Annotated in this window: 15 protein-coding genes; 11 read left to right on the top strand and 4 right to left on the bottom strand. The window is 67.5% G+C overall.

Translation table 11 applies throughout. The features are described from left to right. Positions 1-48: 48 nt before the first annotated feature. Positions 49-1,128, bottom strand: a complete 1,080-nt coding sequence (locus tag ACIBI9_RS41780; RefSeq protein ID WP_397230987.1) for an inositol-3-phosphate synthase — start codon at positions 1,126-1,128, stop codon at positions 49-51. A gap of 13 nt (positions 1,129-1,141) precedes the next feature. Beyond that, complete coding sequence (locus tag ACIBI9_RS41775) at positions 1,142-1,732, bottom strand: helix-turn-helix transcriptional regulator (protein WP_394493909.1); 591 nt, start codon at positions 1,730-1,732, stop codon at positions 1,142-1,144. Between the two features lie 134 nt (positions 1,733-1,866). Between ACIBI9_RS41775 and ACIBI9_RS41770 the strand changes: the two genes are divergently transcribed. The 4 genes from ACIBI9_RS41770 (at position 1,867) to ACIBI9_RS41755 (ending at position 7,443) form a co-directional block, all read left to right on the top strand. Next, positions 1,867-2,253, top strand: a complete 387-nt coding sequence (locus ACIBI9_RS41770) for a DUF5318 family protein (protein WP_397230985.1) — start codon at positions 1,867-1,869, stop codon at positions 2,251-2,253. A gap of 392 nt (positions 2,254-2,645) precedes the next feature. Next, a complete protein-coding gene (locus ACIBI9_RS41765; RefSeq protein ID WP_397230983.1) occupies positions 2,646-5,051 on the top strand; it encodes a transglycosylase domain-containing protein in 2,406 nt (801 codons plus the stop codon). Continuing rightward, complete coding sequence (locus tag ACIBI9_RS41760) at positions 5,048-6,370, top strand: glycosyltransferase family 87 protein (protein ID WP_397230981.1); 1,323 nt, start codon at positions 5,048-5,050, stop codon at positions 6,368-6,370. Before ACIBI9_RS41765 ends, ACIBI9_RS41760 begins: the two co-directional genes overlap by 4 nt. Then, a complete protein-coding gene (locus ACIBI9_RS41755; RefSeq protein WP_397230979.1) occupies positions 6,367-7,443 on the top strand; it encodes a mannosyltransferase family protein in 1,077 nt (358 codons plus the stop codon). The genes ACIBI9_RS41760 and ACIBI9_RS41755 overlap by 4 nt, the downstream gene beginning before the upstream one ends. Positions 7,444-7,506: 63 nt before the next feature. Here ACIBI9_RS41755 and ACIBI9_RS41750 read toward each other — a convergent pair whose 3' ends face one another. After that, the gene (locus ACIBI9_RS41750) at positions 7,507-8,250 is read right to left on the bottom strand and encodes a deoxyribonuclease IV (RefSeq protein ID WP_397230977.1); all 744 of its coding nucleotides are present in this window, start codon (positions 8,248-8,250) and stop codon (positions 7,507-7,509) included. A gap of 107 nt (positions 8,251-8,357) precedes the next feature. Here ACIBI9_RS41750 and ACIBI9_RS41745 point away from each other — a divergent pair, with 107 nt between their 5' ends. After that, the gene (locus ACIBI9_RS41745; protein ID WP_397230975.1) at positions 8,358-8,537 is read left to right on the top strand and encodes a hypothetical protein; all 180 of its coding nucleotides are present in this window, start codon (positions 8,358-8,360) and stop codon (positions 8,535-8,537) included. Between the two features lie 56 nt (positions 8,538-8,593). Here the strand turns inward: ACIBI9_RS41745 and ACIBI9_RS41740 are convergent, their stop codons facing one another. Beyond that, positions 8,594-8,908, bottom strand: a complete 315-nt coding sequence (locus ACIBI9_RS41740) for a hypothetical protein (RefSeq protein ID WP_397230973.1) — start codon at positions 8,906-8,908, stop codon at positions 8,594-8,596. 189 nt (positions 8,909-9,097) lie between these two features. On the opposite strand from ACIBI9_RS41740, the gene rpsF reads away from it, so the two are divergent. The 6 genes from rpsF (at position 9,098) to ACIBI9_RS41710 (ending at position 12,795) form a co-directional block, all read left to right on the top strand. Further along, complete coding sequence (rpsF, locus tag ACIBI9_RS41735) at positions 9,098-9,388, top strand: 30S ribosomal protein S6 (RefSeq protein ID WP_080044189.1); 291 nt, start codon at positions 9,098-9,100, stop codon at positions 9,386-9,388. A gap of 78 nt (positions 9,389-9,466) precedes the next feature. After that, positions 9,467-10,030, top strand: a complete 564-nt coding sequence (locus tag ACIBI9_RS41730; RefSeq protein ID WP_397230971.1) for a single-stranded DNA-binding protein — start codon at positions 9,467-9,469, stop codon at positions 10,028-10,030. A gap of 63 nt (positions 10,031-10,093) precedes the next feature. Beyond that, on the top strand, positions 10,094-10,330 hold the full coding sequence (gene rpsR, locus ACIBI9_RS41725) for a 30S ribosomal protein S18 (RefSeq protein WP_020543048.1): 237 nt from the start codon (positions 10,094-10,096) through the stop codon (positions 10,328-10,330). A 14-nt stretch (positions 10,331-10,344) separates the two neighbouring features. Further along, the gene (rplI, locus tag ACIBI9_RS41720) at positions 10,345-10,791 is read left to right on the top strand and encodes a 50S ribosomal protein L9 (RefSeq protein WP_185069541.1); all 447 of its coding nucleotides are present in this window, start codon (positions 10,345-10,347) and stop codon (positions 10,789-10,791) included. A gap of 277 nt (positions 10,792-11,068) precedes the next feature. After that, positions 11,069-11,926, top strand: coding sequence for an ABC transporter substrate-binding protein (locus tag ACIBI9_RS41715; RefSeq protein ID WP_397230969.1), 858 nt, complete (start codon positions 11,069-11,071; stop codon positions 11,924-11,926). Continuing rightward, positions 11,923-12,795, top strand: a complete 873-nt coding sequence (locus ACIBI9_RS41710; protein WP_397230967.1) for an amino acid ABC transporter permease — start codon at positions 11,923-11,925, stop codon at positions 12,793-12,795. The genes ACIBI9_RS41715 and ACIBI9_RS41710 overlap by 4 nt, the downstream gene beginning before the upstream one ends. Positions 12,796-12,820: the final 25 nt, after the last annotated feature.

The raw sequence follows: 12,820 nt of genomic DNA, 5'->3' as shown, positions 1-12,820 counted from the left end.
GCACGGCGCCGCACCCGTGTCCACGGGTGCGGCGGCGCCGGTCAGGGGTCAGCGCTCGACCTCGCCCCGGATGAACTTCTCGACGTACTCCCGAGCCTCGTCGTCCGAGAACTGCTTCGGCGGCGACTTCATGAAGTACGAGGACGCCGACAGGATCGGCCCCCCGACCCCGCGGTCGAGGGCGATCTTGGCGGCCCGTACCGCGTCGATGATGATGCCCGCCGAGTTCGGCGAGTCCCAGACCTCCAGCTTGTACTCGAGGTTGAGCGGCGTGTCGCCGAACGAGCGGCCCTCGAGCCGCACGTAGGCCCACTTGCGGTCGTCCAGCCACGGCACGTGGTCCGACGGCCCGATGTGCACGTCGGCCTTGCCCATCTCGTGCGGGATCTGCGAGGTGACCGACTGCGTCTTCGAGATCTTCTTGGACTGGAGCCGCTTACGCTCCAGCATGTTCATGAAGTCCATGTTGCCGCCGAAGTTGAGCTGGTACGTGCGCAGCAGCTCCACCCCGCGGTCCTCGAACAGCTTGGCCAGCACGCGGTGCGTGATGGTGGCGCCGACCTGCGACTTGATGTCGTCGCCGACGATCGGCACGCCGGCCTCGGTGAACTTCTCCGCCCACACCGGGTCGGAGGCGATGAAGACCGGCAGCGCGTTCACGAACGCCACGCCGGCGTCGATGGCGCACTGGGCGTAGAAGCGGTCGGCGTCCTCCGAGCCCACCGGCAGGTAGGAGACCAGGACGTCGACCTGGTTGTCACGGAGCACCTGGACGACATCGACGGGCGTCTCGTCGGACTCCTCGATGATCTCCCGGTAATACTCACCCAGCCCGTCGAAGGTATGGCCGCGCTGGACGGTCACCCCCGTGGGCGGCACGTCACAGATCTTGATCGTGTTGTTCTCGCTGGCGACGATCGCCTCCGACAGGTCGCGACCGACCTTCTTGGCGTCGACGTCGAACGCCGCGACGAACTCGATGTCACCGACGTGATATTCGCCGAACTTCACGTGCATGAGGCCCGGGACCCGAATGTCCGGGTCGGCATCCTTGTAGTAGTGGACGCCCTGGACCAGCGACGACGCGCAGTTTCCGACACCGACAATGGCCACGCGAACCGAACCCATCGCACTCGCTCCCTTACTCATCAGTTGACGTGGTATCTCTTGCGGGCCCCTCTTCCGACGAGGCCCGACGCTCTGTCGCGATCAGCTCGTTGAGCCAGCGCACCTCGCGCTCGACCGACTCGAGCCCATGCCGCTGCAGCTCGAGCGTGTAACTGTCGAGGCGCTCCCTGGTGCGCGCCAGAGCCGTGCGCACCGCGTCGAGCCGCTCCTCCAGCCGGCTACGACGGCCTTCGAGAATGCGCAGCCGCACTTCCGCCTCGGTATGGCGGAAGAACGCGAAGTGCACGCCGAAGCTCTCGTCCTCCCAAGCGGAGGGGCCGGCCTGCGTCAGCATGTCCTGTAGCCGTTCCTTGCCCTCGGCCGTCAGCTTGTAAACGATCTTCGATCTGCCGCCGACGATCGTGGTGGGAGCGGGCTGCTCCTCCGCGATGAGGCCCTGAGCCAGGAGTGATCGCAGACAGGGGTACAGCGACCCGTAGGAGAACGCGCGGAACATCCCCAGCAGGGCGTTGAGCCGTTTGCGCAGCTCATAGCCGTGTAGTGGCGTCTCGTGCAGCGACCCGAGCACGGCCAGTTCCAAGACCCTGCCCTGTCCGCCGGCCATCGGAACCCGCCCCCTCTCGTGTCGATGTATCGAGCCGATACATCCTCAGGATACGTCGGGTCGCTATATGGCGGCAATCTGTGAATCTGCCAAGTCGTTGGGACGGAGCCGCAAAACGCCGTAGTCTGGCGCCCATGTGGTCACAGCGAAGGGTGGTGGATTACGGCCTTGCGAAACGGGCGGTGGTCCGCTCCCTGCGCATGGGGCGCACCTCGCGGGGCGACGTATGCGACGCACAGCCCTACCTCCTTCGCGCGGCGCGCCACTTCGGCGAGCCGACCGAACGCCTCTGCCCGGTATGCGAACGGGAGAACGTCACCAATGTGACCTACGTCTACGGCGATTCGCTCGGCAGGCATGCCGGACAGGCAAAGGTCACATCGGAACTCGTCACAATGGCTCATGATTACGATGAGTTCCGCGTGTACGTTGTCGAGGTCTGCCAAGGTTGTTCCTGGAACCACCTGACGGTTTCATACGTCCTCGGAAACGGACCGCCTGACCTCGTCAGCCAAGTGTGAAGACCGAGGGCGGCGAGAAACCGCACGCCCAACCGCCGTTTATGTTTCCGACGACGATGCGAGGACGTGTGAGTAACAGCATGAATGAGGGGACGGCCCGCCCAGGAAGGCGCCGTCGCTCCAGCTCATCCCGTTCTGTGCCCCAGGGTTCTCCTCCGCAAACCGGTGAGTCGAGCTGGGGCGGTCCGCCGCAGTCGCCGCAGACGCAGCGTCGTCCGGAAGCCGCTTACGAGCAGACCGGCGCCATGGCCGCGCAGCCGTACGACGAGCCTCCCAGGCGCGGTGACGGCCCGCCCACGCGCGGCGACGGGCCTCCGACGCGTGGCGACGGACCGCCTACGCGCGGTGACCAGCCGGGGCCGCGCTCGCGGGCCCGGCAGGAGGCGCGGGCGATGAGCAACCAGGAGACGATCGTCAGCGACGCGCCGCGGCGCTCGCGCAGGAAGGGCGAGGGCGGGCCACCCGAACCTCCCGGGCCGCCGACCAAGAAGGGCGGCGGCGGCAAGGGCGGCTGGCGCAGGTTCGTGCCCAGCTGGAAGATCCTCGTGGCCGGGTTCGTGGTGCTCGCGGCCGGCCTCTTCGGCATGATCATGGTCGCGTACGCCAACACGCCGGTGCCGACCGCCGACCAGGCCAAGTCCGACGCGCTCGCGCAGCAGAGCACCATCTACTACCGGGACGGCAAGACCGAGATCGCCAAGCTCGGCACGCCGCGCGAGATCGTCCCGATCTCGAAGATGGACCTGACGGTCAGGGACGCCGCGGTGGCCATCGAGAACAAGACGTTCTACGAGGACTCCGGCATCTCCATCTCCGGCATGTTCCGCTCGGTCTGGATGACGGCGACCGGTCAGCAGCTGCAGGGCGCCTCGACGATCACCCAGCAGATGGCCCGTAACTACTACGACGGCCTCAGCCAGGAAGTGTCCATCAAGCGCAAGGTCATGGAGGTCTTCGTCGCGGTCAAGCTCGACGAGGAGCTGACCAAGGACCAGATCCTGGAAAACTACCTGAACACCGTCAACTTCGGCCGCGCCTACGGTGTCCAGGCCGCCGCGAAGGCGTATTTCGGGGAGAAGGCCACCGCCGCGAAGCTGACGCCCGAGCAGGGCGCCTACCTGGCGGCGCGGATCCAGCAGCCCAACTGGGATGCTGACGCGGCCGCGCTCAAGAGCCGCTGGAAGACCGTCATCCAGTACATGGCCGAGCAGTGGCCCGACAAGTACGGCCAGCTCCCGCAGACCGCGAAGTTCCCCAAGCTCCGCAAGAACGACAACGTCAACGAGCTCGGCGGCATCAGGGGCTACATGGTGGTCCAGGTCCTCGAGGAGCTGAAGCAGCGCGGCCTCACCCCCGACGCGGTCAGGAGCGGTGGCTACCACATCGTCTCGACCTTCGACAAGAAGCTGATGCTGGCCGCGCAGACCGCGGTGAAGTCCACGATGTCCAGCATGAGCAAGGAGTTCCACGCGGGGCTGGCCGCCGTCAACCCGAAGAACGGCCGCATCCTGGCGTTCTACGGCGGCACCAACTACATCACCGACCCGTTCAACGAGCCGTTCGACGCCAAGAAGCAGGCCGCGTCCGCGTTCAAGCCGTACGTGCTGGCGGCCTGGCTGCAGGCCGGCTACTCGCTCAAGAGCTACGTGCCGGGCAACCAGACGGTGCCGAAGGAGCTTCCCGGCCAGGCCGCGGGCGGCTTCAAGAACAGCCACAACGTCGGCAAGGCCGTCGACGTGGTCAAGGCCACTGCCGACTCGGTCAACACGGCGTACGTGTCGATGGCGTTCAAGCTGCCAGGACAGCTCGATGACGTGAAGAACCTGGTCGAGTCGGCCGGCTTCAACCCGCAGCGCATGGAAGACGACGTCGACCAGCACAGCTACCAGTTCGCCATCGGCAGCGCCCTGGTGACGCCGGTCGAGCAGGCCGCCGGCTACTCGATCTTCGCCAACGGCGGCAAGTACACCAAGTACCACGTGGTGCAGGAAGTCAAGCTGGGCAAGCAGATCGTCTACGGCGAGCAGCTTGCCTCCAAGCGGGTCGTCGATCCGGGCGTCGCCGCCGACGCCACGGTGGCCATGCAGGAGGTGCTGCGCACCGGCACCGCGCGGGGCAAGGGCCTGGGCAGCCGGCCGGCCGCCGGCAAGACCGGCACGAACAACGACGAGAAGGAAGCCTGGTTCGTCGGTTACACGCCGCAGATCTCCGCCGCGGTCGGGTTCTACCGCGAGGAGTGCAGGACGAAGTCGGGCAAGATCGTTCAGCCCATTCACTCCAACTGCCCGGTGACTCCCGGCGGCAAGCCGCACGCGAAGTACAGCAACGAAAACCCCTACACGAAGCCCTACGAGGTCTCCCTGAACTTCGAGGGTGCCGGTCCGCCCACGCTCACCTGGCAGAAGTTCATGCAGCTCGCCCACGAGGGCCTGCCGATCGAGCAGTTCCCCAAGAGGGCCGAGGTCGGCCTGGCCGAGAACATCGTGCCGAGCCCGCAGCCCACGGTGTCGAAGACCCCCGACAACCCGTTCGACAGCGGGGACAACCCCTTCGACGACCAGGGCAACCAGGACTGCCTGGTCAACCCGTGTGACGACAATGTCACCCCCGACGACGACGTCACCATCGACGACCCGGGCAACAACGGCAACGGCAACAACGGGAACAACGGCGACAACGGCGACGGCGGTGACCAGGGGGTCCCGCAGACCGCGGACGGTGACGGGGTCGGCGGCGGGCGGGCGCCCGACCCGAGACCTTCGGGCTGGGCGCCGATGTCCAGGCCTGAGGACCGGTGACGAGCACGGAGGTACGCGTCCCCTTCGTGGCGCGTGCCGTTCCGTACCTTCCCCTGGGGCTGATCGCGGCCCTGGGGGCGACCCTCGCGTACGTCGTGCGCCTGCCCTGCCGCACCGGCGGCTGGAACGACCAGGTCACGACGTACACCAACTTCTGCTACACCGACATCTACCCCCTGTACTTCGACAGGGCACTGTCGACCCAGAACCCCTACTTCGCCAACGTGCCGTTCGACAAGCAGGTCGAATACCCGGTCGTGCTGGGCGAGGTCATGCAGGTGATCAGCTGGTTCGCCAGGGCGGTCGGAGCCGACGTGGGCGCGCAGGCCGTCAGGTTCTACGACCTGACGGTCATCCTGCTCGGCATCTGCCTGGTCGTCGGCGTCCTGCTGATGGCCGCGGTGGCCGGGCCCACGCGACGGTGGGACGCGCTCTGGTACGCCATCTCGCCCGCCGTCGTGCTGGCCGCGTACATCAACTGGGACCTGGTCGCCGGCGCGCTGTCGATGGGCATGCTGCTGGCCTGGGCGCGGCGCCGGCAGGTGCTGGCCGGGGTGCTGCTGGGGCTGGCCATCGCGACCAAGTTCTATCCGCTGATGTTCCTGGGGGCGCTGTTCCTGCTCACGTTGCGCACCGCGCGATGGCGGCCGTTCCTGGTCACCCTGGGTTCCACGGCCGGCGCGTGGATCGTGGTCAACGCGCCGTTCATGATCTTCGCGTGGGAGGGTTGGCGCAGGTTCTACGTCTTCTCCCAGGAACGCGGGGTCGACTGGGGCTCGCCGTGGCTGTTCTTCCAGAACAAGGGGTGGCCCGTCCTGGGCGACGGCGACGTCAGCAAGCTGGGCATGGCGTCCCTGGCCATCATGTGCCTGGGCATCGCCGTGCTCGCGCTGGCCGCGCCGCGGCGGCCCAGGCTGGCGCAGATCTGCTTCCTGGCGCTGGCCGCGTTCATGATGACGAACAAGGTGTGGTCGCCGCAGTTCGTGCTCTGGCTCGTGCCGTTCGCCGTGCTGGCCAGGCCCAACTGGAAGCCGCTGGTGTTGTGGCAGCTCGCCGAGATCTGGTACTTCGTCGCCATCTGGCTCTACCTGGTCGCGCAGGCGCCCTTCAGCAGGAACGACCTGGGCATCGGTGACGACACGTACTTCACCGCCGTCTGGGGGCGGGTCATCACGATCGGGATCATGATGGCGTTCGTGGTGCGGGACATCCTCCGTCCCGACAAGGACGTGGTGCGCCAGGCCGACGTCGACGACCAGGGCGGCGGCGTCTTCGACGACGCCCACGACCGGTTCACTCTGACACCAGCCGTTCGATGATCACTCGCTCGGCCGACCGGGACGCGCTGCTGCTCTGGTTCGGCTCGCGGGCGGGGCTGCTGGTGGTGACGCTGTTGGGGACGGCCCTCGGCGCGTACGCCGACAAGTGGCGCAAGTGGGATGCCGGGCTGTTCATCACCATCGCCCAGTACGGCTACGACGGCGAGCCCGGCAAGCCTGTGGACGACGGGCTGCCCGCGTTCTTCCCCGGCCTCCCGATGCTGCTGCGGGTGGCGCACCTCATCGTGCCGGACTGGTCGGCGGCCGGGCTGCTGATCTCGCTCGCCGCCGGGGCGGTGGCCGTGGTGGCGCTGGCCCGGCTGGCCGAGCTGGAAGGCGCCTCCGGCTGGATGGCGGTGCTGGCGCTGCTGCTCTACCCGATGGCGGTGTTCCTGGCGGCGGGCTACAGCGAGTCCCTCTTCCTGGCCTTCGCGATCCCGGCCTGGCTGGCCGCCCGGCAGGGGCAATGGTCCTTAGCGGCGTCGCTCGCCGCGGGTGCCTCGTGCGTGCGGATCACGGGGCTGTTCCTCGCGATCGCGCTCGTCGTGGAGTTCTTCACCCGGCGCGAGCCGATCCGGCCGCGCTTGCGGCAGGCGGGGTGGCTGGCCGTGCCCTTCGTGCCGCTGGTGGCGTACTCGTACTACCACTACAGCAGGTCGGGCGACTGGCTGGCGTGGAAGCACGCGCAGGAGGCCGGGTGGGGGCGGGACTTCGCCTGGCCGTGGGAAGCGTGGAAGACGACCTGGCGCTCGGCCATGGGCTCCGACGACTTCGCGGTGGCCTTCCGGATGGAGATCATCGGGGTGGTCGTGGCGCTGGGGGTGCTGATCTGGCTGCTCGCGCTGCGCCGGTGGAGCGAGCTCGTCTACACGGGGCTGCAGGCGGCGGCGCTGATGACCTCGGCGTACTACCTGTCGATCCCGCGCTCGCTGCTGCTGTGGTTCCCCCTGTGGATCCTGGTCGCGAAGGTCGCGACCAGGAGGCCGTGGGTGATGGTCGTGTACGCCCTGATCTTCGGGCCGCTCATGCTGCTCAACGCGGAGCGCTTCCTGAGTGGCGCGTGGGCGGGGTGACCTCTCTACCCACTCCTTCGTCTTGGTAATCCAGGGAAGTTATCCACAGGCTGTGTGTATTTCCTAGAGGTTCTTGCGCAGGAACGCGATGTCGTCCGCCTGACCGTCGGCGGGCGTCTCCACCACGATCGGCGCGTCGGCCGCGCGGCAGACCGCCAGGATCAGCTCGGGGTCGATCTTCCCCTTGCCCAGGTTGGCGTGGCGGTCGGCGCCGGAGTCGAAGTCGTCGCGCGAGTCGTTGCAGTGGACGAGGTCGATCCGGCCGGTGATGGCCTTGACCCTCTCGACCAGGTCGACCAGCTCCTCGCCGCCCGCGTGGGCGTGGCAGGTGTCGAGGCAGAAGCCCACGTCGAACCCGTCGAGCGCGTCCCACAGCCGGGCGATGCGCTCGAGCTTGCGCGCCATCGCGTTGCCGCCGCCCGCGGTGTTCTCGATCAGCACGGGGATGGGGCACTCCATGCGCTCGAACACCTTGCGCCAGTTGTCGAAGCCGGCCTGCGGGTCGTCGTTCTTGTTGACGTGGCCGCCGTGCACGATCAGGCCCTTGGCGCCGAGTCCGGCGGCGGCCTTGAGGTGCTGTTCCAGCAGCTTGCGGCTGGGGATCCTGATGCGGTTGTTCGTGGTGGCGACGTTGACCAGGTAGGGGGCGTGGATGTAGATGTCGACGCCCTCGACCGGTTTGGCGGGCAGCACGGGCTTGTCGTAACCCTGCGGGTCGCCGAGGAAGAACTGCACCACCTCGGCCCCCACCGCCTCGGCGTGGGCGGCGGGATCGTCCTGATCGACATGAGCTCCGATGCGCACCATAACTCCCGAGCTTACGCCGGAGAGAGGGCCGCGACCGCGGGGCCGATCGGTTTGCCGGACGCGCGCTCGGGAAGTCGCCTTGCGCCCCCTAATCGAGGAGAAGTGATATGACACGCTGGCGCTTACGAGCGCTGATCTTATTGGTTTACGTCGTGATCGGGATCTACGTGGGCTGGGTCTACCACTACATCACCCCCGGACTGCTCAGGGACCTCGCGGAAGCGCTGCTCGCGGTGTTCCTCTGGTTCCTGGTCCTGCTCGGTATAGACCTGCACATCGGTGGGTGAGCGGCATGCCGGAACGGCCCCGGGCGACGGGGCCGTTCCTCATAGCTCAGTGAGGCTCAGTGAGGGAGGAAACCCCCGTGGGCGATGCCCAGCGCGGCTCCCACGAACGACCCCACGATGCCGACGATGTTGATCGCGCGCTGCGGCGTGGTCGCCGAGATGTACTGGGAATACAGCCCGACCCCGAAGCCCAGCGTGCCGGCCCACGAGGAGATCGCGTGCGCGGAGACCCAGAACGTCGAGACGAAGGCAACGAGACCGCAAACGAGCGCCGCCACCGCCAGGGCGTTCTCCACCGGGTGCGCATGCCCGTCGCTGTTGAGTGTGAGCCTGAGCCGCTCCCTCTGGGAAGGCTGAAGCACATGTGGCACGGCCACCACCCCCTAGGTTTCCTAAAGGCCTTCCCACCTTCCCGCTGCTGGTAACCTGGGCAAGCTGCGTTGTGATGGATGAACCATCGCCCCGGGGCGCCGAAAGGGGCGCCCGGGCACAGACGTCAGCGTCCTCCTGTCACGGCAGAGTGTCGTGACCGCAAGAGTCCAGAGGAGGTTGGAGTCCGCATGCGTCGTTACGAAGTAATGGTCATCCTGGACCCTTCGCTCGATGAGCGCACTGTCGCGCCGTCCCTCGACCAGTTCCTCTCCGTGGTCCGCAACGACGGCGGCACCGTGGAGAAGGTCGACGTCTGGGGCCGTCGCCGTCTCGCCTACGACATCGACAAGAAGTCCGAAGGCATCTACGCCGTCATCGACCTGTCCGCGGAGCCCGCGACGGTCAAGGAGCTCGACCGGCAGATGAACCTCAACGAGGGCATCCTGCGCACCAAGGTCCTGCGTCCGGACGTGCACTAACCCCCGGTTTTTGTCGGGGAAGCCCCGTACTCTGAGCCGTAATCCAAGCGAAGGCGTGCAGGAAGGCGAGCGCTAGCCATGGCAGCAGGCGACACCGTAATCACCATCGTCGGCAACCTGGTCGACGACCCGGAGCTGCGCTTCACCCCGACGGGGCAAGCGGTGGCTCGATTCCGCATCGCGTCCACTCCGCGGTTCATGGATCGTCAGACCAACGAGTGGAAGGATGGCGAAAGCCTTTTCCTGACCTGCAACGTGTGGCGGCAGGCGGCGGAGAACGCCGCCGAGAGCCTGCAGCGCGGCATGCGGGTCATCGTGCAGGGGCGGCTCAAGCAGCGGTCCTACGAGACCAAGGAAGGCGAGAAGCGCACCGTTTACGAGGTCGAGGTCGACGAGGTCGGCCCGTCCCTGCGTAACGCCACAGCCAAGGTCAACCGCACCTCCCGTCAGGGTGGGGGCGGTGGCGGCGGCTTCGGCGGCCCGGCCGACGACCCGTGGGCCTCTGCCTCGCCCGCCCCGCCCCAGGGTGGCGGCGGCTTCGGCGGTGGCGGCGGCGGCGGTTACGGCGGCGGCGGCCAGCAGGGCGGCGGCGGCTTCGGCGGCGGCGGCGGTGGCGACTTCAGCGACGAACCGCCTTTCTAAAACCTGTCCACAAGCCCGAGTCCATTCCCGCCCGGAAGGCGGGGCTCTGAAAGGAGCACCACGATGGCTAAGCCGGCACTGCGCAAGCCGAAGAAGAAGGTTTGCCTGTTCTGCCACGACAAGATCTCCTACGTCGACTACAAGGACACGGCGCTGCTGCGGAAGTTCATCTCCGACCGCGGCAAGATCCGTGCCCGCCGGGTGACGGGCAACTGCACCCAGCACCAGCGCGACGTGGCGACCGCGATCAAGAACGCGCGTGAGGTGGCCCTGCTGCCTTACACGAGCACCGCGCGCTAAGGAGGCCTGTCGATATGAAGCTCATCCTCACCAACGAGGTCTCCGGCCTCGGCACCCCTGGCGACGTCGTCGAGGTCAAGGACGGCTACGGCCGTAACTACCTCATCCCGCGCGGCTACGCCATGCGCTGGACGCGGGGCGCCGAGAAGCAGATCGAGACGATCAGGAAGGCTCGCGACGCTCGCGAGATCCGCGACCTCGGCACCGCCAAGGAGGTCGCCGGTCAGATCGGCGCGCTGCGCGTCCGCCTGACCACGCGCGCTGGCGAGTCGGGCCGCCTGTTCGGCTCGATCACGACGGGCGACATCGCCGACGCCGTCAAGGCCGCCGGTGGCCCGATCGTCGACCGCCGCCGCATCGAGATCGTCAACCCGATCAAGAGCGTCGGCTCGCACCGCGTCACCATCAAGCTCCACCCCGAGGTTTCGGCCTCGGTGGATGTCGAGGTCGTCGCGGGCTGAGTCCTGCTGCGAAAGCCCCCTCCGTCCGGAGGGGGCTTTCGCGTTTCGTGCCGCTGTGAGAAACCCCATACTGTACGGCTGCGCACGGGCAGCCCACCCGCCGTACTCCGGCTGAGCGCCCTCCAGGAAACGCCCGCTGACCCTTCACCGGCGGGCCGCCGTCACGCGAGCCCATCTTGGCCAACTCCGTGGTCAGGGGCACCGCCGGGCGTAATTTCCTATTCGGTCAGCGTAGAATGCCTTAGTTCTTTCGCGTGTTCCCCCTGGAGGCATGGCCATGGCCCGTCCCCTCATGCTGCTCGCGCTGGCCGTGGCGCTCGTCGGCTGCGCGCCGGTCGACAACACGTCGAGCTCGGCAAGCCCCGTCGCGTCCGCGTCCACCGCGTGCACCAAGGACCAGCTCAAGCTGGTCAACGCGGGCAAGCTGACCATCGGCACCGACAAGCCCGCCTACGAGCCCTGGTTCAAGGACGACGACCCGAGCAACGGGCAGGGCTTCGAGAGCGCGGTGGCCTTCGCCGTGGCGGGGGAGCTCGGCTTCGACCGCACCGAGGTGCAGTGGAGCACGGTCAAGTTCGACTCGGCGTTCGCACCTGGGGTCAAGCAGTTCGACTTCGACGTCAACCAGGTGTCCATCACGCCCGACAGGGCCAAGGCGGTCGACTTCAGCAAGGGCTACTACACCGTCAAGCAGGCCATCGTGGCGATCGACGGGAGCAAGTTCGCCGGGGCGAAGAGCCTGGCCGAGCTGCAGAACGCGAAGATCGGCGTGCAGGTGGGCACGACCTCGCTCGACGCGGTCAAGAACGTCATCAAGCCCGCCGACGACCCCAACGTCTACAACGAGCAGATCGACGCCGTCAACGCGCTGAAGAACAAGCAAGTGGACGCGCTGGTCGTCGACCTGCCGACGGCGTTCTACGTGACGGCCGCGCAGGTCGAGAAGTCCAAGATCGTGGGGCAGTTCAGCTCGACGGGTGGCACGCCCGAGGAGTTCGGGCTGGTCATGGAGAAGGGCAGCGCGCTCAAGCCGTGCGTCGACAAGGCCGTTGAGGCGCTGAAGTCGAAGGGCGAGCTGGCCAAGATCGAGCAGCAGTGGCTCGGCTCGGCGGCGGGCGCGCCAGAGCTGCAATGAGCGAGTTCAGCGGATCCGGCAAGGGCGCGGCGGGCGAATGGGTCAAGTCGGAGCGGCAGGTCGAGCGGGAGCGGGTACGCCGGTCGCACGGCCGCCGCTCGGCCTCGATCGCGACGGTTTCGACGATCGTCTTCATCGTGCTGGTCGTCTGGATCGTCACGAGCTCACCCGGCTGGCCCCGGGTGCAGGAGACGTTCTTCGACTCCGGCCAGTTCGCCAAGGCGCTGCCCGACGTGCTGAGCGGCTTCCTGCTCAACATCAAGATCTTCCTCATCGCCGAGCTGCTGATCCTGGTCGTCGGGCTGCTGGTGGCGCTGGCCAGGGGGATCAGGAAGCCCGCGTTCTTCCCGATCCGGGCGCTGGCCACCCTCTACACCGACGTCTTCCGCGGCGTGCCGACGATCCTGGTGATCTACCTGATCGGGTTCGGGCTGCCCGCGCTCCGGTTGCAGGGCATCCCGACCGACCTGGCGACGCTGGCCATCATCGCGCTGACGCTCTCGTACGGCGCCTACGTGGCCGAGGTGTTCCGCTCGGGCATCGAGTCCATCCACCCGAGCCAGATCGCGGCGGCCCGCTCGCTGGGGCTGAGCCACGTCAAGACCATGCGGTTCGTGGTGCTGCCGCAGGCCACCCGCAGGGTCGTGCCGCCGCTGCTCAACGACTTCGCCTCGCTGCAGAAGGACACCGCGCTCGTGGCCACCATCGGGCCGCTCGATTCACTCAGGCAGGCGCAGATCCACGCGGCCAGTACGTTCAACTACACGCCCTACCTGGCGTCGGCGCTGCTGTTCATCCTGCTCACCATCCCCATGGCCAGGCTCACCGACCACCTGGCGGCCCGCACGCGCAGGAGGCGTGGCGCATGAGCGAGCGTAGCGAGCGACCAATTAG

Source organism: Nonomuraea sp. NPDC050451 (assembly GCF_044458585.1).
This window is presented reverse-complemented; position numbering and strand designations above follow the sequence as displayed.